The 22,207-nt window shown below is 57.8% G+C and carries 23 protein-coding genes; 7 read left to right on the top strand and 16 right to left on the bottom strand.

The window, feature by feature from the left end:
* Window positions 1-82 precede the first annotated feature (82 nt).
* From QNH97_RS14965 to QNH97_RS14940, 6 genes are all read right to left on the bottom strand, one after another.
* Window positions 83-1,075, bottom strand: coding sequence for a LacI family DNA-binding transcriptional regulator (locus QNH97_RS14965; protein ID WP_283552695.1), 993 nt, complete (start codon window positions 1,073-1,075; stop codon window positions 83-85).
* A 75-nt stretch (window positions 1,076-1,150) separates the two neighbouring features.
* Window positions 1,151-2,653 (bottom strand): glycoside hydrolase family 32 protein, encoded by a 1,503-nt coding sequence (locus QNH97_RS14960; protein WP_283552694.1) that lies wholly within the window; start codon window positions 2,651-2,653, stop codon window positions 1,151-1,153.
* Window positions 2,650-3,792 (bottom strand): ABC transporter ATP-binding protein, encoded by a 1,143-nt coding sequence (locus QNH97_RS14955; protein ID WP_283552693.1) that lies wholly within the window; start codon window positions 3,790-3,792, stop codon window positions 2,650-2,652. Before QNH97_RS14955 ends, QNH97_RS14960 begins: the two co-directional genes overlap by 4 nt.
* Window positions 3,793-3,819: 27 nt before the next feature.
* The gene (locus tag QNH97_RS14950) at window positions 3,820-4,662 is read right to left on the bottom strand and encodes a carbohydrate ABC transporter permease (protein ID WP_283552692.1); all 843 of its coding nucleotides are present in this window, start codon (window positions 4,660-4,662) and stop codon (window positions 3,820-3,822) included.
* A complete protein-coding gene (locus QNH97_RS14945) occupies window positions 4,659-5,621 on the bottom strand; it encodes a carbohydrate ABC transporter permease (protein ID WP_283552691.1) in 963 nt (320 codons plus the stop codon). The genes QNH97_RS14950 and QNH97_RS14945 overlap by 4 nt, the downstream gene beginning before the upstream one ends.
* 21 nt (window positions 5,622-5,642) lie before the next feature.
* Window positions 5,643-6,917, bottom strand: a complete 1,275-nt coding sequence (locus QNH97_RS14940; protein ID WP_283552690.1) for an ABC transporter substrate-binding protein — start codon at window positions 6,915-6,917, stop codon at window positions 5,643-5,645.
* A 168-nt stretch (window positions 6,918-7,085) separates the two neighbouring features.
* On the opposite strand from QNH97_RS14940, the gene QNH97_RS14935 reads away from it, so the two are divergent.
* Window positions 7,086-8,648, top strand: coding sequence for a carbohydrate porin (locus QNH97_RS14935; RefSeq protein ID WP_283552689.1), 1,563 nt, complete (start codon window positions 7,086-7,088; stop codon window positions 8,646-8,648).
* Between the two features lie 515 nt (window positions 8,649-9,163).
* Here QNH97_RS14935 and QNH97_RS14930 read toward each other — a convergent pair.
* Both QNH97_RS14930 and QNH97_RS14925 read right to left on the bottom strand, forming a co-directional pair.
* Window positions 9,164-9,313 (bottom strand): hypothetical protein, encoded by a 150-nt coding sequence (locus QNH97_RS14930; protein WP_283552688.1) that lies wholly within the window; start codon window positions 9,311-9,313, stop codon window positions 9,164-9,166.
* Window positions 9,314-9,442: 129 nt separating this feature from the next.
* A complete protein-coding gene (locus tag QNH97_RS14925; protein WP_502944541.1) occupies window positions 9,443-10,111 on the bottom strand; it encodes an SDR family NAD(P)-dependent oxidoreductase in 669 nt (222 codons plus the stop codon).
* Between QNH97_RS14925 and QNH97_RS14920 the strand changes: the two genes are divergently transcribed.
* Window positions 10,028-10,222 (top strand): OprD family outer membrane porin, encoded by a 195-nt coding sequence (locus tag QNH97_RS14920; RefSeq protein ID WP_502944542.1) that lies wholly within the window; start codon window positions 10,028-10,030, stop codon window positions 10,220-10,222. The genes QNH97_RS14925 and QNH97_RS14920 overlap by 84 nt on opposite strands.
* A 192-nt stretch (window positions 10,223-10,414) precedes the next feature.
* Here QNH97_RS14920 and QNH97_RS14915 read toward each other — a convergent pair whose 3' ends face one another.
* Window positions 10,415-10,798, bottom strand: coding sequence for a winged helix-turn-helix transcriptional regulator (locus QNH97_RS14915; RefSeq protein ID WP_123417569.1), 384 nt, complete (start codon window positions 10,796-10,798; stop codon window positions 10,415-10,417).
* A gap of 102 nt (window positions 10,799-10,900) precedes the next feature.
* On the opposite strand from QNH97_RS14915, the gene QNH97_RS14910 reads away from it, so the two are divergent.
* Window positions 10,901-12,019: an NADH:flavin oxidoreductase gene (locus QNH97_RS14910; RefSeq protein WP_283552686.1), complete on the top strand. Its 1,119-nt coding sequence runs from the start codon at window positions 10,901-10,903 to the stop codon at window positions 12,017-12,019.
* Between the two features lie 66 nt (window positions 12,020-12,085).
* Here the strand turns inward: QNH97_RS14910 and QNH97_RS14905 are convergent, their stop codons facing one another.
* From QNH97_RS14905 to QNH97_RS14890, 4 genes are read right to left on the bottom strand one after another with little or no spacing between them, the layout of a single operon-like run.
* Window positions 12,086-12,499 (bottom strand): tautomerase family protein, encoded by a 414-nt coding sequence (locus tag QNH97_RS14905; RefSeq protein WP_123417567.1) that lies wholly within the window; start codon window positions 12,497-12,499, stop codon window positions 12,086-12,088.
* A 55-nt stretch (window positions 12,500-12,554) separates the two neighbouring features.
* Complete coding sequence (locus QNH97_RS14900) at window positions 12,555-12,965, bottom strand: hypothetical protein (protein ID WP_283552685.1); 411 nt, start codon at window positions 12,963-12,965, stop codon at window positions 12,555-12,557.
* Window positions 12,966-13,014: 49 nt separating this feature from the next.
* Window positions 13,015-13,908, bottom strand: coding sequence for an alpha/beta hydrolase (locus QNH97_RS14895; RefSeq protein ID WP_283552684.1), 894 nt, complete (start codon window positions 13,906-13,908; stop codon window positions 13,015-13,017).
* 7 nt (window positions 13,909-13,915) lie between these two features.
* Window positions 13,916-14,899 carry an MBL fold metallo-hydrolase gene (locus QNH97_RS14890; RefSeq protein ID WP_283552683.1) on the bottom strand — a complete coding sequence of 328 codons (984 nt, stop codon included), beginning with the start codon at window positions 14,897-14,899 and terminating at the stop codon, window positions 13,916-13,918.
* Window positions 14,900-15,151: 252 nt separating this feature from the next.
* On the opposite strand from QNH97_RS14890, the gene QNH97_RS14885 reads away from it, so the two are divergent.
* Window positions 15,152-15,637, top strand: coding sequence for a winged helix-turn-helix transcriptional regulator (locus QNH97_RS14885; RefSeq protein ID WP_283552682.1), 486 nt, complete (start codon window positions 15,152-15,154; stop codon window positions 15,635-15,637).
* Between the two features lie 244 nt (window positions 15,638-15,881).
* On the opposite strand, the gene QNH97_RS14880 is transcribed toward QNH97_RS14885, so the two are convergent.
* From QNH97_RS14880 to QNH97_RS14870, 3 genes are all read right to left on the bottom strand, one after another.
* Window positions 15,882-17,300 (bottom strand): sugar porter family MFS transporter, encoded by a 1,419-nt coding sequence (locus QNH97_RS14880; protein ID WP_283552681.1) that lies wholly within the window; start codon window positions 17,298-17,300, stop codon window positions 15,882-15,884.
* Window positions 17,301-17,397: 97 nt separating this feature from the next.
* Window positions 17,398-18,357, bottom strand: a complete 960-nt coding sequence (locus tag QNH97_RS14875; RefSeq protein WP_283552680.1) for a sugar phosphate isomerase/epimerase family protein — start codon at window positions 18,355-18,357, stop codon at window positions 17,398-17,400.
* Complete coding sequence (locus QNH97_RS14870) at window positions 18,354-19,382, bottom strand: Gfo/Idh/MocA family oxidoreductase (protein WP_283552679.1); 1,029 nt, start codon at window positions 19,380-19,382, stop codon at window positions 18,354-18,356. Before QNH97_RS14870 ends, QNH97_RS14875 begins: the two co-directional genes overlap by 4 nt.
* A gap of 340 nt (window positions 19,383-19,722) precedes the next feature.
* Here QNH97_RS14870 and QNH97_RS14865 point away from each other — a divergent pair, with 340 nt between their 5' ends.
* The 3 genes from QNH97_RS14865 to QNH97_RS14855 all read left to right on the top strand — a co-directional run bounded on the left by QNH97_RS14865 (window position 19,723) and on the right by QNH97_RS14855 (window position 22,136).
* Window positions 19,723-20,748, top strand: a complete 1,026-nt coding sequence (locus tag QNH97_RS14865) for a LacI family DNA-binding transcriptional regulator (protein ID WP_283552678.1) — start codon at window positions 19,723-19,725, stop codon at window positions 20,746-20,748.
* A gap of 527 nt (window positions 20,749-21,275) precedes the next feature.
* Window positions 21,276-21,545, top strand: coding sequence for a LysR substrate-binding domain-containing protein (locus tag QNH97_RS14860; protein ID WP_350356202.1), 270 nt, complete (start codon window positions 21,276-21,278; stop codon window positions 21,543-21,545).
* Between the two features lie 165 nt (window positions 21,546-21,710).
* Entirely contained in the window at window positions 21,711-22,136 is a 426-nt protein-coding gene (locus QNH97_RS14855; RefSeq protein ID WP_283552677.1) for a VOC family protein, read from the top strand.
* The last annotated feature ends 71 nt before the right edge of the window (window positions 22,137-22,207 follow it).

The raw sequence follows: 22,207 nt of genomic DNA, 5'->3' as shown, positions 1-22,207 counted from the left end.
AACAGCGCCGCTCATTGAGCGGCGTTTTTGTATGCGATTTTCGCGCTGAATTATCCACCCTCAGAAGATAAGACCAAGCGATTTACAACGACGCCCTAACCACCAACGGACAATCCACCCGCTGGGCCCCCGACACCTCAAGCCCCTCGATCAGGTGTCGGGCCGCCTGGCGACCGATCTCGTAGTAGGGCAGTTGCACCGTGGTCAATGGCGGGATGAACAGTTCGGCGATGCCGATCATGTTGTCATAGCCAAGCACGGCGACGTCGCCCGGGATTTTCAGGCCTCGGCCCAACAACAGCTGATAGGCGCAAAAGGCAATGCGGTCGTTGCCACAGATCAGGATGTCGAATTGCGGGCGGCCGTCGATGATGTGCCGGTCGAGGATGGCGGCGGTTTCACCGTAGGCATCGTGGTCGGAAAGGTCGTATTGCAGGAGGGCGTCAGGTGCCACTCCGAATGCCTGGCAGGCGCGCTGCAAGCCTTGTTGTCGCAGGCCCCAGGCGAGGCTCTTTTTCGGCAGGTTGATGCACAGCGGGCGTCGATAACCTTGGCCCAAGGCGTGATGCACGGCGCGATGCTGCCCGGCCTCATCATCGGGTACATAACTGACCAGTCGACTGTCATCGGCCAGGCAATTGGCGAGTACCAGCGGTTTGCTCTTCAATCGCTCGGGAATGCTCACTTGGCGCAAGCCCATGGCGCTGAAAATCAAACCGTCGGGACGGTGCGACAGCATCAAATCGATGTTCTGGTCGGTGGGCGGATTGCTCAACAGGTTGAGGATGAAGACATTCCAACCCGCTTGCTGCGCAGTCTGTTCGATGGACAGTAGCAGCTCGACCGCGAACGGTGTGGTCGCGGTGTCCAATGCGAACACCCCGATGGTGCGCGACTGCAAGTTGTCGCCGCGCATCTTGCGCGCCGACAGGCTCGGTACGAATTGCAGTTCGTCAATGGCGCGACGCACCCGCTGAAGGGTTTCGGGGCTCAGCTTTTCCGGATTGTTGAGCGCTCGAGAAACCGTCATCAAGGACACGCCGGCCAGCTGTGCAACGTCTTTCACTGAAGTCATGCGAGGGGCGGCCAGTCAGGTTGACGCCGAATCATGACACAGGGCCCGGGCTTCTCGCGACTCGAATGGCGACGTTCATAACCATCCCGAGGCCAGGGGCCATGCCTGGGAAATGGAGACACTCCCGCCAGTCCCGTTTGCCAGGAGCTTCACCCCCAGACTGTCGGGCCGGGGATAGAGGCGGCTGCTGAGGCTGAAGCGCCCGTTTTCATCAAACACCTCGATGGACGAGCGATCCAGGAACACCCGCAGTTGCAGGGGCCCTTGTGCCGAGTCTATCGACACACTGCGCTGGCCGGTCACTTGCTCGCCCGAACGACTGCGGTCGAGCACCAGGCGTTGCAGGGATGCATCGTAATAAAGCAGGGTTTCTTCATGACCATCGACACTGCAGCGCAGGGCGACGCCCAGGTGGCCCTCGGTGCAGCCGAGCAAATCCAGGTGCACACGGATTTCAAGGCGGTCACCGTGCACCTGCGGCACCCATTGGCTGCCCGACTCACTCCATGGGGAGGTGACCGGCAACGGCGCCTTGCGCAGAGCCGTCAGTTCCCGGGCCGGAAACACGCACAGTCGATCACCCTGCAATTGCAATTCACGCGGCAAGCCGAGCATCCCGCACCAGTGATGAGCCTGGCTCGGCATCGGGCTTTCCCACATGTCGAGCCAGGCCCACACCAGGCGTCGACCGTCGGCAGCCTCCAGCGTTTGCGCGGCGTAGAAGTCGTGGCCGTTATCCAGCTCGATGAAAGGCCCGCCGGTGAAGTGCCATTGGCTGTCGAGTTGGCCCACGCGGTAGCCGGTCTGGTACTTGTTGAGCCGCTCGTACCCCTCGGGCTGCATGCCCTGGGGCGAGTACAGCAGCACATCGCGCCCGTTCAGGCGAAACAGATCCGGGCATTCCCACATATAGCCATCGCCCTCATTGCCGCGGGCCACATAGTCGAGGAACTCCCAGTTGCGCAGATCCGTGGAACGGTACAGCGGCAGCAGTGGCGTATCGTCCAGGCGTGCGCCGGCAATCAGGTACCAGTGACCATCGTCCTTCCATACCTTGGGATCACGAAAGTGCATGATCGTGTCTTGCGGCGCGGTGTCGATGACGGCGCCATGCTTGACGAAGTGGATGCCGTCGACACTGGTGGCCAGGCACTGGACTTGACGGATCAGGCGTTCATCCCCGACGTCCCCCAGCCAGGTGTGGCCCGTGTAAATCAGCGCCAAGGTATCGCCATCCACCACCGCGCTCCCGGAAAAACACCCGTCGCGGTCAAAGTCATCGCCCGGCGCCAGCGCAATGGGCAGGTGCTGCCAATGGACCAGGTCGGCACTCTTGGCGTGCCCCCAATACATCGGGCCCCATTTCGCGTCGAAGGGGTGATATTGATAGAACACGTGATATTCGCCACGAAAGTAGACCACCCCATTCGGGTCGTTCATCCAGCCCACTGGCGGGGCAAGATGATAGTCAGGTCGATAGTCGTGGATGACGCGAGACAGACCTTCACTCAGCGCTTGCTGCGCCAGTTCGAGGGCGGTGGACATGGGGATGTTCATGGGATTCAAAGACACAGTCATAGGGCGTTTGCTCGTACCGAGCGCAGGGTCACGTTTTCCGGCGGGGTTTGCGGGTGACGCGTCAAGGCCGTACCGTCGGCGGCGAACAGGTGCAGATTGTCGAACGCCAGCTCCAGTTCGACCCGATCGCCCACCTGCCATCCAGCGTTGACTTCACAACGGCAGATCAAGGGTTCCTCCTGGCCGGTATCGAGGTGCACATAGGTTTCGCTGCCCAGGTATTCGACAACGGTCACGGTCACGGTGACGCCAGCGCTGCCTTGCGCCGCCTTGAGCCCGACGTGTTCCGGACGAATCCCCAGCGTCAGCGCAGTGTTCTCCGCCAGCGCCGAGCTGTCGAAGGGCAGGGAGGTCATCCCCAATACGAGGCTTTCAACCAGACTGGTTGCGCCTGGGGTGTGCAGGAACGCTGGAAGAAAATTCATTCTGGGCGAACCGAGGAAACCGGCGACAAAACGGCTGGCCGGACGCTCGTAGAGTGCTCGTGGTGAACCGACTTGCTCGATGCGCCCGCCGTTGAGCACGACAATCTTGTCGGCCAGGGTCATCGCTTCAACCTGATCGTGGGTGACGTAGATCATGGTTGAGCCCAGTCGTGCGTGCAGCCGGGCGATTTCGTTGCGCATCTGCACCCGCAACGAGGCATCCAGGTTTGACAGCGGTTCATCGAACAGCAAGATGTCCGGCTCCCGGGCCATGGCCCTGCCCATTGCTACCCGTTGACGCTGCCCGCCGGACAGTTCCTTGGGCTTGCGTTGCAGGAGCTTGTCCAATTGCAGGATTTGCGCGGTTTTCAGCACGCGCTCGCGCAGGGTGGTCTTTTCGGTCTTGGCCAGTTTGAGGCCAAAGCTGATGTTGTCGTAAACACTCATGTGCGGGTACAGCGCATAAGATTGAAACACCATGCCGACGCCACGCTCCCGGGGCTCCAGGTCGTTGACCCGGCGCCCATCGATCAGCAGGTCGCCGCCGCAGATCGAATCCAGGCCGGCGATCAGGCGCAGCAGGGTCGATTTTCCGCAGCCCGAAGGACCGACGAACACCACGAACTCACCCGCGGCGATTTCCAGGCTGACATCGCGAAGAATGCGCGCGCCGCCCAATTGTTTGTTCACGCTGTCTAGCTTCAACTTGATCACGATGCTGTTCCTTGTCTTTGTTGGGCATCAACCCTTTAACGCGCCGGTAGTGAGACCGGAAACGATTCGGCGCTGGAAGATCAGCACCAGAATCACCAATGGGACGGTGACCAGCACCGATGCGGCCATCAGCAGCCCCCAAGGCAACTCATGGGGGCTGCCGCCGGAAATCAGGGCGATGGCAACCGGGACCGTGCGCTGCGTGTCGGTGAGGGTGAAGGTCAGGGCAAACAGAAACTCGTTCCATGCGGCGATGAACGCCAACAGACCGGTGGTGACCAGCGCGGGCCAGAGCAGCGGCAGCAGCACGCGGGTCAAAGTGACCCAAGGGGAAGCGCCATCCATGATGGCCGCCTCTTCCAGCTCATGGGGCAGTTGGCCCATGAAGGTGGTCAGCACCCAGACGGTGAAGGGCAGGGTGAAGATCGTGTAGCTCAGGATCAATGCCCAGGACGTGTTGTACAGGCCCAGGGCCCGAATCACTTCGAACAATCCCGACAGCACCGCGACCTGGGGAAACATCGACACGCCAAGAACCATCATCAAGACTGTGCCACGCCCTCGGAACTTCACCCGTCCCAGGGCATAGGCGGCGGTCAGGCTGAGGAACAGCGCCAACGTGACCACGCACAGCGCCACCACCAGCGAGTTACCAATCGCCCGCAGGAATGAGGCTTGGCTGAGTACCGCCGCATAGTTGGAGAAGTCGGGGCTGTCGACCCAGTAGCTCACCTGGAACAAGGCGCTGGAGGGTTTCAGCGAGGTCACGATGGCGTAGTAGAAAGGGAAGACCGCATACAGCAGCAAAACCCCGATCAGGCACCAGAACCCCAGGCGCAGCAGCGCTTTTTTCAGCAGGCGCGGGCTCATGAGCGCACCTCCAGCTGACGGCGTCCGAGGTACAAATAAACCACGGCGATCACCGCAACCACCAGAAACAACAGGGTCGAGGCCGCGCTGCCGTAGCCGACGTCCTGGAACTCCACCAGGTGCTGGCGGGCATACACCGACATGCTCATGGTGCTCGATGAGTTCGAGGTCAGCACATAGATGACGTCAAACACTCGCAATGAATCGAGAATGCGGAAGATCGCCGCCACCAGCAGCGCCGGCATCAGCAGGGGCAGGGTGACCCGCCAGAACACCTTCAACGGATGAATGCCATCGACCCTGGCGGCTTCGTAGCAATCGCCCGGCAACATCTGCAAGGCCGCCAGCATCAGCAGCGTCACAAAGGGAACGGTCTTCCAGACGTCGACGATGATCACCGCCCACATCGACAGGCCGGCATCCGCCGTCCAGGCCAGGGGCGCGTCAATCAGGCCGAGGCTCAGCATCAGGTGATTGATGATGCCGAACTGGTCGTTGAGCATCCAGGACCAGATCTTCGCCGAGACAATGGTCGGGATCGCCCAGGGAATCAGGATCAGCGCCCGCACCAGGGCGCGCCCGGTGAACTGAATGTTCAGCAGCAACGCCACCAGTAATCCCAGTACGATCTCCAAGCCCACCGACACCACGGTGAAATGCAAGGTGTTGCGCACCGCGTTCCACCATTGTGGATCGACCAGGATGCCTGACCAGCCGGCGCTGCTGTGGAACAAGTAGTTGCTCAAACCTATAAAGGTTGCGTCACCGGTTTCCGCGAGGCTGGCATCGGTCAGGCTGAACCAGAATGTACGCAGCAACGGCCAGGCCGCGACCAGGGCCAGACACAGTAACATCGGCGTCAGGAACAGCCAGGCGGCGCGGACTCGACGGCGTTGAACCGGCGTTTCCCGGGTGAGCAACAGCTCGTCAGAGGGGGCAACGGCAGTGGAGACAGACATGGCGATTTCCTTCCTTGTGGCTTACCAGTTCCGGCGTTTGATGCGCGTGAGTTCGCTTTCCAGATCGGCCAGCGCCTGATCGACAGGCCGTTCTCCGGCGAGAACGCCGTGCACCTGATCGAAGAAGGCATTGGAGACCCGTGGGTAGCGATCAGCAGTGACTGAGGCAGGGCGCATGACCCCATCATTGAGAATGCTGTGCAGCTGGCTGTAATAAGGCATCGCCGCGAGTAAGTCGGGATCTTGGTAGAGCGATTCGATCACCGGGTTGTAGGCACCGACCAGGGCACGATGTTTCTGCTGCTGGGCACTGCTCAGGTAGCTCACCAGTTCTGCGGCAAGCTTTGGATGGGTGCTATAGCGCGATACCGCCAAGCCCCAGCCACCGAGGGTGGAGGCATGGGTACCGGCCTCGCCGCCGCGGGGCAGGGGAGCGACACCGACCTTGTCTTTCACGGCACTGTCCGGGCTTTGCACCAACGCCCAGACATACGGCCAGTTACGCATGAACAGCGCATTGCCCGACTGGAATACGCCGCGGCCTTCTTCCTCGGTGTAATTGAGCACGCCCCGTGGAGAGATGTCGCCTACCCAGCTTTTTGCCAGGGTCAAAGCCGTTCTTGAGGCCTGGTTGTTGACCACAATGTCGCCTTTTTCGTTGACCAGCCCACCGTCCGGGTGACTGCTGATCCACTCCAGCGCATTACACGTCAGGCCTTCGTAGGCGCGGCCCTGGAATATGTAGCCCCAGGCATTGGCGTTGCCGGCGTTGCGCTCGGCCAGTTGAACGTCCCTGGCGGTGGCGGTCATTTCCTCCCAGGTCTGGGGTACCTGTTTGTTGTATTTCTCGAGCAAGTCCTTGCGGTAATACAGCAGGCCCGAATCGGTGAACCACGGCATCGTCACCAAGCGTCCGTTCACCGTGGCGTTATCCACCTGGGCCTGGAAGTAGCCCTGGGTCGCGTTGGCGGGAAGCACCTCGCGCAGATCCATCAGATGCTTGGCCAGCATTCCCGGCCACACCATGTCGATTTGAATGATGTCGATGTCGCTGGACTGCGCACTCAGGATCTGTTGGTAAAACGACAATCGCTCAGTCGCCGAGTTAGGCGTGGAAACCACTTCCACGCTGTTGCCGGTCTGTTTCGACCACGCTTCAACAGCCTCCTTGCACAGCTGCAGTTCCGCGCCCACCGCGCCGCAGGAGATCGTCAGATTGGCGGCAGTCGAGAGGGATGGAAGCCCTCCACAAAGTACGAGAAATGCTGCTGGAAGGAGCGATTTGAGCTGTTTCATAAAGCCCTCTTTATTTTTGTTTTTAGAAAAGTTAACGTTAACATCGCCAAATGTAGCAGCGTATTTGCGATGAGGCATCCTTTTTTTCGTGGAGTCTGACAATTCGGGAGTCACGGGAAGACGGCAGTCGCGGGAACAAAAAAATAAAAACAAAACAGGGAAATCCACATGCAGAAAGCATCAAGCTGGCTTCTCGCGGGCGTGCTCGGCACCTCGGCGGCCACCGCTCAAGCCGCGACGTTGGAGGAGCGCATGGCCGCGTTCGAGGCCCGCACCAGCGCCGCCGAAAAACGCGCCGCCGCCGCCGAACAGCAAACCCAGGCCCTGGCCAGGGAACTGGAACAACTCAAACGCGCCGCTCCTGCTCTTCAACCGGCGGCGTCCACTGCGACTGTCCCAGCGCCCACTCTGGACACGCGCCTGGCAAAGCTCGAAGCCCGCCAGCAAAGCCTGGAAAAACAGGACAGCAGCCCACATCTCACGGACGGCTTCAGCTTCAAGGGCTACGCTCGCTCCGGATTGCTGGTCAACGATGGGCTGGGCGGAGGCCGTGGCGGCCCGTATACCACCCCGGCCGGTTCGGTGGGTGGCGCCGTCGGGCGACTGGGTAACGAAGACGACACCTACATGCGCATCGACCTGTCGAAAGAGCAGTACGCGCAGAACGGCACCCACTCCAAATTCACAGTGTCCATTGCCGATGGCGTGGAAAGCTCCAATGATTGGACCGCCGACGAAAGCAACCTGAACGTGCGCCAGGTGTTTACCGAACTGGATCATATCGCCGCGTTCAAGGGCAACTCGGTGTTCGAGAATTCCACCCTGTGGGCCGGCAAGCGATTTGATCGGGACAATTTCGACATCCACTGGCTGGACTCGGACGTCGTCTACCTCGCCGGGACCGGCGGTGGTATCTACGATGTGCAGATGAATAAGAACTGGCGCTCGAATTACTCGTTGATGGGGCGTAACTACGGAGAGTTCAGTGAGGGCGGGGTCAATGCCGATGTGGAAAGCTACATCCTGACTTCCAACCAGTTTTTCGACAATGGCCAGTGGCAGTGGATGTTCAATGCCATCGGGTCAAAGAAAAACGACATCGGTGTCCGCAGCAACGAAGCGGGCCTGACGCCAGCGGACTCCGGTCTGCACAGCATGGTGGCCAACCACCAGAAGAACTTCTTCGGCCGGGAAGGCTTCACCAAGGCGGCGCTGCTCTATGGGCAAGGCCTGGGGGCGGAGGTCAAGAACATCGGCTCCGATGGCGAGCTGATCGACGATGCCCGTGCGCTACGCCTGGCGCTTTACGGCGAGACTCCCATCGCACCCGGCTGGCGCATCGGCCCCAGCTTGCTGGCCGAACAGAGCAAGGACCGCTACGTCAAGGGTGACGACTACCGCTGGATGACGCTGAACGTGCGGTTGGCCAATGAAATCAACAGCAATTTCGAAATGGCCTACGAGATGAGCTGGCAAACCATGGACCTCGATCCCAAGGGCTACCAGCAACGCAATGCGGTCGACGGTAACTTCTGGAAATTCACCATCGCCCCGACCTTCAAGCCGGACTTCGGCGACCTGCTCACGCGCCCTGAGTTGCGTGTGTTTGCGAGTGTCATGGATTGGTCTTCGGATCTGGACCGCTACAGCGCCTCGGATTCATTCGGTAAATCTGACTTCAGTGCCGGCGGCGTGTGGCAATACGGGATACAGATGGAGACCTGGTTCTAGAGAGCGGTATTTGTTGCTAGTTCTACAGACTTGATTCTCAGCCCTTCACGGTTGCTGAGCGCAACGTTGCGCTCAGCAACCGTGAGCGGGGTCCGAAGGTGCCGTGAGGATAGGTCTGTAGGAGTTCGGTACTACAGCGGGTAGGCCTATTCTTTTTTTCGATCGTTACGCTTCGCAACGTTCCGTATTCCGAGTCGCAGTGTTCATATGCCGCGCCAATCGTACTGGCTGGAGCAGGGCAACAATGATCGAGGATAAAAACACGGAGTCCTACCCCAGGGCTCGACTGGAAGATCGACGCGCGTCAGGCCAACGTCTGCGAACGTTGTTGGATGAGTACGCTGTTGCACCCACGTCGTTCGCCGAAGTGCTTGGCGTTAGCCCCCAATGCTTGACGAATTGGTTCGCTCGAGGCGTGCCTCCATCTCGAATAAAACAGCTCGCGCGGTTATTGAGCGTCAGTGAGCTGTGGCTGGCGAATGGGGAAGGCGGGCGGGCGCTGCGGTTGGCGAGTTTTAGAACGAACTGACTACAGGTGTATCGATGACCGCCAGGGCCTGCAGCAACCAGCGGGTCTGATACACCTCTACCGAACGGAAGCTGTCAGCCAGGGCGTCCTCGACATAACGAACGGTGAAGTTCGCCAGTTCAGGAGGTACTTGCATCGCGCTGCGCTCGGGTGGCAGTAGATGCCTGCTAGGTAGACGGCCTGGGTTGGCATGACTCCAAGCCACTGCTGCGCTAGCCATGCACCTTCTTACTTGGGTGATCAATCCACTCTTAACCAATCGTGCTTAAGATTTGGAGCTTGGTCGGCCCGGGATATGACTCAGTATCGATTTGGAGAAGCCGCCATCGACACAAATATCCTGTCCCGTGACATACCCGGATAAAGGGCTAACGAGAAACTCGATCACATTCGCGATATCCATGGGGTCGCCGATTCTCGCCAGCGGGATGATTGCTTCCCGTGCTTTCTTGATCTGGGGATCGGCGTACATTTTTTCCGACATCGGCGTGTGCGTCATCCCAGGGGATACCACGTTGACACGGATCCCGTCAGGCGCCCATTCCAGCGCGAGCGTCTGGGCGAGCATCGTCAATGCCGCTTTGGTGGGGCTGTAGGCGCCTGAGCCGGCATGCGGAAGCTGGCCAGACATCGACGAGGTGAAGCACGCCGAGCCTCGGCTCTCGCGCAAATGCGGGTAGCTGGCTTTGGCAAGCAGCCAGGCGCCGCGAAGATTGACCGAGAACATGTCGTCCCAGTCCTTGATGGACAAATCACAGATCGCGCCAGGGCTGGCAATGCCGGCATTCGCCACCAGCACATCGAGCCCGCCAACCTCGGCTACTTCATCGGCAAGGAAGACGGCAACGCCCTGGCCGGCGATCTGGACAACAAAACCGCCTTCGCCATGCTCTCGGCCAAATACGGCGGAAACACCTTCTACGTCGGCCTGCAAAAACTCAGCGGCGATGACGCCCAGGAAAAATCCTGGCAAGTGCGCCACGACTTCAACAATGAGTTTGATGAAAACCGGATTTTCATCAGTTATCCCATCTCGCTGCTATAAAACGTCACTGGTTCGTCACTGATGGCACGTTATGAACTGACAAGAAACATGGATGTATCAGTCAATGTGAACAATGTGTTTGATAAAAAATATGCAATGCAGAAAGGCGATTTCGATACTGTCAGTTATGGGGCGCCGCGTAATGCACTGATGACATTTAACTATAAACTGTAGCGCGCGCGGCTAACCGAATCACACCGTCAGCTTATCCTCCGCGGCTTCGTCAAACTTCGACCGGGCCGCTTCAACCTCAGGCAATTTGTCGAGCGTCCATTTATGCAATTCGCGAAATGGCTGCTGCAGTGTTCGACCCAGTGGGGTGATCTGATACTGCACTGCCACAGGCGAAAACGAAATGACCTGGCGCGAGACGAGACCATTTCGTTCCAGCCGCCGGAGGCACTGTGTAAGTGCCTTCTGGGTGACGCCTTCCAGGCGGCGTCTGATGGCATTGAAGCGATGCGGCCCGTCATCAAGCACCGCCAGAACCATCATTGACCATTTATCTGCGATTTGGTCGAACAGCGCCCGGCTTGGGCACTCCGACGAAAAACATTGCGGCTTTAATTCCAGCATCGAAGTTTCCTCATGTATGCCTAGGCGACTCTAGGTGCCTAATTGACATTTGGTTTACAAAATATACTTATATGGCTTCCGAAAGCAAATGGAGTCCATCCAATGTCGAACCCTGATACCAGCGTTTTATTTCATCCTCTTTCCATCCGGTCACTTGAACTGAAAAACCGGATTGTCATGGCGCCGATGACGCGGCTGTTCTCACCCGAAGGCATCCCGGGTGAAGCGAGCACCGCCTATTACCGGCGGCGGGCAGAGGGAGGTGTCGGGCTGATTTTGTCGGAAGGCACCGTGATTGATCGCCCAGCATCACGCAATGACGCAGGCATCCCTTTTTTTCATGGCGAAGCGGCGCTGGCTGGGTGGAAAAACGTGATCGATGCGGTCCACAACGCTGGCGGGCGCATGGCACCGCAGATCTGGCACACTGGGTCCACGCGTTACATCAACGACTGGGAGCCTGATGCGCCAGTGGAAAGCCCGTCGGGCCTTGTTTCGCCAGGTGACCTGCGTGGCGTGGTGATGAGTGAAGAGGACATTGCAGACACGGTCGCAGCGTTCGCCAAGGCCGCAGCAGATGCCAAACGACTGGGCTTCGATACCGTCGAGATCCACGGAGCCCATGGCTATTTAATCGATCAGTTTTTCTGGGCTGGTAGCAATCTGCGCACTGACCGCTACGGCGGCCCGACAATCAAGGAACGCTCGCGTTTTGCCAGTGAGATCGTATCTGCTGTTCGTCAGGCTGTTGGCCCTGAATTTCCGATCATCATGCGCGTCAGCCAGTGGAAGCAACAGGACTACGGCGTACGCGTCGCTGACACGCCAGCGGTGATGGAGGACTGGCTGCTGCCACTGGTCGAGGCCGGTGTGGACGTCCTGCACTGCTCGCAGCGGCGCTTCTGGGAACCTGAGTTTCCCGAAATTGACGGTGAGAACGGGTTGAACTGCGCGGGTTGGGCGAAGAAAGTCACTGGCGCCACAACCATTAGCGTCGGTTCGGTTGGGCTGGATAATGATGTCACTAACGCCTTCGCCGGCAAAGGATCAACCCCTGCGAGGCTGGATCGGCTCGTCGAGCGTATGGAGCGCGAAGAGTTTGATCTGATCGCAGTAGGGCGCGTTCTGCTGAGTGACACGGATTGGGTCGCCAAAGTGGAAAAAGGCGATTACGCGGATCTGAAGGGCTTCAATCCGGCATCTTTAGCTGAATTGGTTTGAGCCTCAAAATTCGTTTCGAGTCAATTCCGCTGCCCCGTTTCCAAAAACGGGGCAGTTTCGTATTTCTTACTTGTTTACCCAAGGCATGGAGAGGTCAATGTCAGAGACCAGCTTGCCGCCGCCGAAGCTCATGTTCTCCAAGGGAACGGCATACATGATCAGGCTGATATCGTCCTGGCTGACGCCCACCTTTTCTACCGCGTAACGGGTGACCAACTCCGCGAGCTTGCGTTTCTGCTCCACTGTCCTGCTCGTGCCTATCGTCACCGTTACGACCATGCGCTTGTCAGATCTCTTCATGTCAGGAAAAGTCGGATGGATGAAAAGCTCATCGTCCTTGTGCTCACTGATGATGACGAAACGGTCATCCCTGGGCGTATCCATGGCTTCATGAAGAGCGAGATTCAAGGCGTCCGCCAGTGCGCGTTTCTCTTCACTAGAGAACTTTTGAGCTGGGATGTGGGCGTGAAAAATTGGCATGAGTGCTTCCTCAGTTGTGTCGTTCAGCTACTACGCGGCGACGAACTGGCCCGGCTTAGCTAAAGAAGTCTTGACCGAGTGTTTCTTCGAGTCGCTCTTTCAGGCCAGCCGAGAACTCACGGACGACGTGGAACGGGCTTTGAAAGAGCTTGATATTGTGGACGAGGCCAGCCTCATTCCGAGTGATGATGGTGGTGCCGGCGACCGGCTTACCACCGTGGGTGGCATCCCACTCAAGGTAAGTCTTCGTACCGTCAACCGTCTCCGCAGTGAACACGAAGTTTTCGTACATCGTGCTCGTCGCGGCAAAGAATGCCCCGATGGATGTCGGGCCGATCACGGTCTTGCTTAGGGCTGAGGTCTGAAGGCTGGCGTCAGCAGTGAACGACGTCGCGAAGTCGCTTGTTCCTTTCTTCTTGACGATTTGCATCCATGCTGTTCCCGGTGGGGTGGTGTCAGTAGTCATTACAATCTCCTATCTAATGTCTGCAGTTTTTGCAGTGTGCGTGCGCGTGCTAGTCAGCGAGGTGCCCGATGAGAAACTCGCCGGCTCTCTGGAGCGCGTCGTGGGCCTGAGGCAAAGAGGCTGTCTGAATGTGCCAGACGTGCAGCATCTCCGGCCAGACCTCAAGGTGTGACTCGCCGCCGGCAGCGCGCACCTTTCGGTCAATTTCAAGCGCGTCGTCGAGAAGTACTTCGTCGCTTCCGACATGTATGAGCAGCGGAGGAAAACCATGCATGTCGGCGAACAAAGGTGAGATGAGCGGATCCTTCAAATCGTGGTTGCCAGCGTAAGCCTCTACCATGTCCCGCATCCCGCTCACGTTGACCATGGGGTCTCGGTGGGCCAGCTGAGTTAACGAGGGCAGCGTCAGCGTTAAGTCTGCCCACGGGCTAATTAGGAGCGCTGCTCGCGCGTCCTTGTGGCCCTTCGAGGCTGCATAGGCCAGAACGTTGAGAGCCATGCCGCCGCCACTGGAATCACCTGTCACGGCAAACGGCTTGCCAAGCGCACGCACGGCTTCGTAGCCGCGGATGGACTCGTCGTAGGAGGCTGGAAATGGGTGCTCGGGTGCCTTGGAGTGGTCCAGAACGATGACCTGGGACTTTGCCGCTCGAGACAGCTCCCCAAGCATGCCCAAATGCGAGGCAGGAGAGCCAGCCACCCAGCCACCACCATGGAAATGGTAGATGACTCGATCTTTGGATGCGCCGGGAGCCGTAATCGCCACCGCGGCTACGCCATCGAGCTCGATCGTCTCGACGGTTAGGTCGGCCGCCGGCGGGTTCGCTTGTGAAATTGCCTCCATGCCGACGCGGAGCGTCTCGATGGTGCGTACAGGATGCGCAAAGTCGAAGGCGAACATCGCATCCCGAAGCTCACGGACGGAAGATGAATCGTAAGTCATGATCAGCTCACTCCAGGTTGAGGAAAGTCGTCGGTACCCAGTCATAGCCCTCGCTGTTGTCGGCTTTGCGAAGACGGCCCAGGCCAGGGAACGGCATGTGGGCTGCGGCAATCATCGTCTTGTCCGCAGCGAGTTTCACCAGCAGGTCTTCACGCGTTTTGATGGCCGACGCGCTGTCTGAGTCGAAGGCGATGCTGATTTCCGGATGCGGCATTTGGACGGCGCCAACATGAGCTACGTCGCCCCAGATGAGCAGCGACTGACCCTTTGAGGAAATCATGTAGCCGGTGTGACCGGGCGTGTGGCCGGGAATGGCATACGGTGCGATACCGGGGACGATTTCGGCCATGCCTTCGTACGGCTTCCATTTGCCTGCGGCGATGTAAGGCGCGGCGCCATCCTGTGCGACTTTGAAGAAGATTTTTGCGTCCTCCGGGGCCTGGGCCATGATTTCCTTCGACAGCCAAAAGTCGGCGTCGGCCTTCGTCATCATCACGGTCGCGTTCGGAAAGACGCGTTTCCCGTTTTGGTAAATACCGCCAGCATGGTCAGCGTGGAGATGAGTCAGTAGAACCAGGTCGATCTGCTCCGGTTTGTAGCCGGAGGCCTTCAAGTTCTGCGCGAGCTTGCCCAAAGTGGGAGGGCCCCAGTGGCCGCCTGCACCGGTATCAATGAGAAGGAGTTTGGAGCCAGTGTTGACGAGGAAGCCTTGGACGGTTGCCGAAACATGCTTGGGATCGTTTTGGAAGGAGCGTGCCAAGAGGGACTGAATGAGCGCGGGATCACCGTGTAGGAGACTGGAGTCGATACTACCGCCGCCGTCATAGAGCGCAGTGACTTCATAGTCGCCAATCATCGTGCGATAGAAGCCCGGAACCTGCTTGTGCTGCATCGGCGCTGCAGCTTGGACCGGAGCTACAGCAGCGAAGGCGCCGGCGAATGCTAACGATAGCGCGAGCAGGGTACGCGAAGTGATGGTGGAGAATTTCATAGTGTTCTTAACCATTGTGTGTGGTGGGTATGTAGGTACGTACAGCTGTAATGATCTTTAGCAAAACGCCAGCTGTTACCGCCTTTCCGGCCATACGCAGCATCGAATTGCCGGTGTTACCCGTGATGAAAGCCCGGATGTTCGATTCTTTTACCGATTCGCCTGAGCTGTCATAGTGCTTGCAATGTGCAAGTGGTTGAATAATATTCGAGCACCTTGCACAATGCAAGTGGAAATTCAAGGAGAGTAGCTGTGCAACAAACAAGACGATCGGGCTGCCCGATCAACCTGACGCTTGAGCAGATCGGCGACCGCTGGAGCCTGATCGTTATCCGCGATGTCATGTTCGAGAACAGACGCACTTATGGCGTCCTGCTGGAGAAAAACCAGGAAGGCATCGCCACGAACATCCTCGCGAGTAGGCTGAAACACTTGACCGCGTCTGGCCTGCTGACACGATGCCCGGATCCGAGTCACCAGCAGAAAGTGATTTACAGCCTCACGGAAGCGGCGATACAGCTTGTCCCTCTGCTCTCGCATGTGGCTGCCTGGGGTGTTCGGCATACGCATCCGAGCAAGGAAGCGTCTTTGCGCGCGGAGGTGCTGGAAAAGGGCGGCCCTTCACTTTGGAGTGCCTTTATGGATGAACTACGTTACTTGCATCTCGGTGCACCGCGTCCGGAGCGCTCAGTATTGGACAAGCTCCGGGCCGACGACGAGCAGGCGATCGCTACTTAGTACCAATTTTTGGCCTCATGACATACAACATGTGGTGCAAAGCTATCCATGCTCGAATAGCTTTAGCCTTGTGCGAGATGTACAAAAGCGCCACGGGCCGAAGGGGTTGCAGCTTTGAATTGCGTCGTAAAGAAAGCAGCCTGACCTCGGGCACGGCCATCAGCAGAGAAGAGCCGCTTCCCAAAAAAACATGCCACGAAATAGGAAGCGGAGGAGCGGCAGTTGAGGGGAGACTTCATCCCGCCTAGCCATACAACCGCTGTTCAATCTCCTCGAGCGTGCTGCCTCGTGTCTCCGGTACCCACACCGCGACGAAAGTCAGAGACAGGAGTCCTGCCCCCACAAACACAAAGAAGGTTTGGCCGATCCCGATCGTTGCAACCAAAGACGGAAAGAACATGCCGATCATCACGTTGGTCAACCAGAACGCTGCGATCGCCATTCCCATGCATCCGCCGCGGATGCGCATTGGGAAAATTTCCGCCAAAAGTACCCAAAAGGCGGGCCCGATCAGCCCTTGCATTGAGGCAAGGAACATCGCCATGGCCCCGAGGATGAGCATGGCGCGTGTGACGGAGGGATCGACAAAAACTGAAACCAAGCCAATCAACAGTAAAGACAATGTGGTGCCAGTGAAACCGAGCAGCATCATCGGGCGACGGCCCACGCGGTCCAGCAGAGCAATGCCCACGAAGGTTGCGCCAATCGAAATAATGCCGTTTACGACATTAGCGATCAGTGCGCTGCGTTGCTCCAGACCCGCTTCTGTAAGGATCTGCGTGCCGAAGTACATGATTGAATTGACTCCGGTCAACTGCGACGTAACAGCGATACCGATGCCAATCAAAAAGATTCGCCGCGCGCCCTTTTGAGACAGGTCGCGCCAGCCGCCTTTTCTGATGAATCGTTCGTTGCTGATCTGCTGCGTGATCGCCTCCATCTCAGCCTTGGCGTAGTACTCTTCCCGTACCAGTTTGAGTACTTCCAGGCCCTCTCTGAAGCGGCCTTTGGTGGCCAGCCAGCGCGGGCTTTCCGGCATATAGAGCATTCCCAACCAGAGTGCCACTGCTGGCAGGGTTGCCAAGGCAAGCATCCATCTCCAAACACCGTCGAGATCGCTAAACAAATTGCCCAGTGTGGCGTTAGTGGTGAAGGCCAGGAATTGCCCAGTGACGATCATCAACTCGTTGCGGGTAATGATGCGGCCGCGAATGCTGGATGGAGCCATTTCTGCAAGGTACGCCGGCACGACGACCGATGCGCCGCCCACCGCTAACCCCAGCGTGAAGCGGGCGGCCACCATCACGTTGAGAGTGGGCGCCAGCGCACAAGCCAACGCGCCAAGAAAAAACACTACGGCGAGGAAAAGAATGATACGGCGGCGACCCTTGAGGTCCGATAGGCGACCGCTGAACAGCGCCCCCATCATTGCGCCGATCAATAGGGCGCTGGCGACCAAACCTTCTGTGAATGGTGTCAGGCCCAGGTCATCTTTCATGTAGAGCAAGGCGCCATTGATGACGCCGGTATCGAAGCCGAAGAGCAGGCCGCCAAATGTGGCAATCCAAGTGATTTTTTGCAGGTAGCGCTGTGCCTGGTGTTTTTCAGGACTGACATAGGCGGCTGAAGTGTCTGCCGTATTTCCGTAGGAATTAATTGTCATTGTGATATTCCTGACTGGAACTCATGGGTTGATGCTCACTCGCCATCGCGGTGAGCGTTTTAATACGCAATTACATTGGTTTTTCTCGTGGTGCGATTCAGATGGGTTGGGGTTTGAAATCGCTGGTGGCAACCGGCATGACGCTCTGTAGCAGTCTTACGGATTTTTCCAAACCCTCGAGGCTGTTGAGTAAAACGTCCTCATGCTCGATCGATAGCCAGCCATCGTAGCCAGCCATCTTCAAGCGGTAGCAGAACTGCCGCCACCATTGCTCACCGTGGCCGAATCCAAGTGTGATGTACGACCAGCTTCGGGATGAGATGTCCATCAATGAGCCATTTTCCAGGAGTGAATCCACGGCCTGGACTGGCGCATTAAGCAAAGTGTCTTTGGCGTGCACGTGGTAAATGGCGTCGCCCAGCGCCTCGGCGGCGACCAGCGGGTCAGCGCCCATCCAGAACAGATGAGAGGGATCGAGGTTGGCGCCAATCACCGGTCCGATTGCATTGCGTAGTTTCAGGAGCGAGCGGACGTTGTAGACGCACTGGTTACCGTGCAATTCCAGAGCGATACGCTCCACGCCATTTTCCTTGGCCAGATCAGCGATCTCGCTCCAGAAGGGCAGCAGACGTTCTTCCCATTGATAGCGCAGCATTGTCTGGGTTTCGGGAGGCCATGAGGCAATAACCCAGTTCGGCATACTGTCGCCGGCCTGACCTTCAGGTAACCCAGACATGGTGCAGACGGTCTTGACTCCCAACTCACCGGCCACGCGGATCGTGTCCTTGAGGCACTGGCCTTGTGCAGGCTGCGTGGGATGCAAAGGGTTGCCGTTGGCGTTCAGGGAAATGATTTCTAGGTTGTGCTCCTGGAAGCTGCGTTTGAGTGCCTGGCGGTCGTCGGCGCAGGCGAGCATCTGCGCCAAGTTAAAGTGTGGTGCAGTCGACCATCCGCCGGTGTTGATTTCCAGGCCCGACACGCCCAGCCGTTCAGCCTGCTTGAGCATCTCCCGCAGGGGCAGGTTACCGAGGCTATCGGTGACGAATCCCAGCTTCATGGCATCGCTCCTTCTCTCGAACGGTAGAGGGGCGGTGCTTGCAGCGTTGGCAAAACTACCCGGCGACGTTGGTTGAGTGCCTCGATGCCGGCTTGGGCGACGATGGCTGCGCAATAGCCGTCCCAGGCATTTGCGGCATGGACTGGGAAAATACCTGTGTTGATGAACTCTACAAATGCTTTGTTCTGCAGGCGGTAGGCGTCGGCGAAACGCGGCCGCCAATCGGCAGCGTACCTTTCAAAACCCTGAAGGCGGGTGTTGAAACGAGCATGTACGGGTGTGGCCAGTTGCACGGAACCTTGCTCGCCCACCAGCTCGCCACGTACGTCGTACCCGTAATGGGCGTTATTGTTGATTTCGATGTTCACCAGATGGCCTTCCCGGGTTTCCAGCACCATGAATACCGGGGCGCCGACGCCGTCCTTGGACGTGTGGGCGGGTTGGAACACTGAAATGGCAACGTATTCAGTGTCGAGCACGTGACGTGCCACATCGAACTCATGGGGCGCGGAGTTACTGATCGCCATTTGCCCGCTGAAGTTGGCGGGGGCTTCTACGTTGCGGTGGAAATTGTGCATCATCACAGCCCGACCTATCACACCGGCGCTCAAGGCACTTTTCATTTCCCTGTACGAAGGGTCAAACCGGCGCATGAAGCCCAGTTGCACGAATTGGCGACCCCGGGATGCCTCTTTGTCGATGACCGCCAGGCACTGGTCCGGGCTTTGAGACAGCGGCTTTTCACACAGTGCGGGTTTCCCTGCATCAATGGCAGCCATGGTCAGGACTGCATGGGTTTCGTCCGGGCTGGCGATGATGATTGCATCTACATCGGACCTTGAAAGCGTGAACAGTGGATCAGTGGAAACGTCAGCGGCTCCATAACGGTCAGCTATCAGCTTCGCTCGCTCTGGCGACGCATCACACACCACATGCAAAGTGGTTCCCGGAAGGTCCTGGGCAATGATGCGGGCGTGATCCTCCCCCATAATTCCCGCGCCGATAACGGCGATTCGTATGCTCATATTCAACTACCTATCAATGGGCGAAAGTCATCTACGCAGCGTCAAACTCGCGAGGGTGTTGACTGAGAAAGGAGGTGCACAGTGGGCCACGAGCGGCTTGGCCGTGGCGGTCGAAACCAACCGATGAGGCGAGTTGTTCATGGGACTATCCTGGCGGTTTGTTGTGTTTGTTATGCCTCGATTATTAGCGCCGAAAAAGCAAGCTTCAAGGAGCACCATAGGCAGTTTATGATGTGAAAAACCTCAAATTTAAGAGTGAAGTGCCATTTTCCATTGCTCTTGAAGCCGACCATCGGGAATGTTTATATGGTGTAAATAACATCAAAAGAGGGCGTGCCATATGACCACGCAAACATCGGCGCGCTTATGGAAGGGCCCCACTGTTCAACAGGTCGCTAAGGTGGCCAGGGTCGGGCCAGCGACCGTCGATCGTGTGCTGAACAACCGTCCTGGCGTTCGGGAAAACACCCGTCTGAAAGTGCTGGCTGCACTGGATAAGCTAAAGAAAGATTTGGCTGACGGCATGGCAACGTTGCAGATCAAGCTCTTTTGCGACTCGGGCGAAACCTTCAATGCGACGTTGGCCGGCGCCGAGGCGTTGGTGAATGCTTCGACACCAGGCGTCGTGGTGCATGGCTACTATGTACCGACTAATCAGGTCGATCCCGCCACTTTTGCCGATCAGGTTCAGGCGCAGGGCGCCTCAGCGGATGGTGTGATCGTCGTATCGCGCGAGCATCCCGCGATCAACAGAGCGATTCGCAAACTGTGCAGCCTGGGTATTCCAGTCGTTTGCCTGACCACCGACCTGCCTAATTCCGGGCGAAGCGCTTATGTTGGCAATGATCAATATGCGGCGGGCAGTGTCGCCGGGTTGCTGATAGGCAATGCGTTACCTAAAGAGCCCGCGAAGATCCTGCTGGTGACCAGTGTGCCGTTTCGCTGTCAGCAAGAGCGGGAGATGGGGTTTCGCAGGGTGCTCCGTTCCGAGTTTCCGTATCTGAAAATCGACGAACGAGTGATGTCCGACGATCGCCCTCAGACCACGACTGAACAATTGACGCGTTATTTTTCCAAGCACGACTACCCGGCAGCCATCTACAACGTGGCCGGCGCCAATCGGGGCGTTGCTCAGGCAATAGATACTATTGCGGCTGAGGATCGGCCTATTTTCGTCGGTCATGAGCTTACGGTTCATACGCGGGCGATGCTTGAGTCCGGCGTCATGGATTATGTTATCTCTCATGATTTCGTTGGCGAGACTGCCGCAGCGGTGCGCTGGATACGAGGAGCGATTGAGGGAGCGACGGCGACGCCACCCTCAACACAGATCTTGATTCACACTCGATACAACTGTGGTGCGTAAGGCCACGTTGCGTTCTATTCAGCCGTGTCCCTCTGCAAAGCCAAGGATGGAAACCTATGTCGGAGTCAGTATCGATGGAGAAGCGCTGCTCCTTGCCATGCAGCGATACCATTACAAGCTATCCGGATCCCCAAAGAACATTTTGACATGGCTCTAGCGCGGCGGTTTTAGCCTGAATTAAACGAACTGTGCCCCCAGTTTTGCCCCCATTGACATCGGGTGTGCGAGCGATCGCGAATGGCGATTTCCGACACGGACCTGGGTGGCCGTGGCTGGTATTCAGTGCGCCTCCGTATACTGGATGAGCAACCCGAATGTGGCAAATCCGTGGTCGCTCGGAAGAGGGATATGGGTTATGAGTTGATATCCCTAAGCGGACTTTTCGGGTCTGTCTCTCTGCATCTATCCAGAAATTGGCTCGCGAGATGCTCATGCTCTGCGCGATGTTGCAATGGCGCGGTTGCCAGGGGGATCGACCCGCGTGTCCATCGGCAGTTGGGGCGTAATGCCAGGCGCCTAGACACGGAATCAGCATTGAGACGGGGCCGCTGATCTCCGATAGTTCGGAGTCGCTTTTACAGGCTGCTGTGGAGGGCGCTGGGATCATTCTGACGCCTGATTGGCTGGCCGGTGCGGCGGTGCGCGATGGCACGCTTGTACAAATACTGACGCAATGGGAAGGCCCGGAACCGGGTGGGATCTATGCCGTGATGCCTCCGGGGCGGTTGGTTCCGACGAAGACAAGGGTGTTTGTCGATCAAATTACCCATGCGATTCAGGCGGGCTGGGAGCAGTAAAAAGAGATCGCCGATTAACAAAATAAAATTGTGTTTGTGAAAAATTTATATTGATTTTTTTTAAGGTGGTTCGGCTTTAGCATAAATCCACCTTCAAAAAGCCGTCGGGCAGCGACCACGGTGTCCGGCACCACAAACCAATAAAAAATTGTTATCGGAGTCCTGATGAGCCTTTCTCCTTTCCACCTCGCAATCCCTGTATATGACCTGGCAGCTACGCGCACCTTTTACGGTGAGGTATTCGGCCTTGCCGAAGGCCGCTCAAGCGAGCAGTGGGTAGATTTCGATTTCTACGGCCACCAGTTGGTCATCCATGAACACCCTAAGACTGCTTCGCAGGAAAGCGTGCACAGCAACCCGGTAGATGGCCACGACGTACCGGTTCCGCACTTCGGCATCATCCTGGAGTGGGCGCAATGGGAAGCGCTGGCCGAGCGTTTGAAAGCGCGCGCAACCAAGTTTGTGATCGAACCCTACATTCGCTTCAAAGGCCAGGTCGGCGAGCAGGCCACCATGTTTCTGTTCGACCCGTGCGGCAACGCGCTGGAGTTCAAGGCGTTCAAGGATATGAGCCAGCTGTTCGCTAAATAATAAAAAAACCTGGCGCACGTTAAAGAGTGCGCCCAGGAAATTTAAATGAGCTGGAAGCTCATGAATCTAGC

Source organism: Pseudomonas sp. G2-4 (assembly GCF_030064125.1).
In the GTDB taxonomy this organism is placed as follows: Bacteria; Pseudomonadota; Gammaproteobacteria; order Pseudomonadales; family Pseudomonadaceae; genus Aquipseudomonas.
This window is presented reverse-complemented; position numbering and strand designations above follow the sequence as displayed.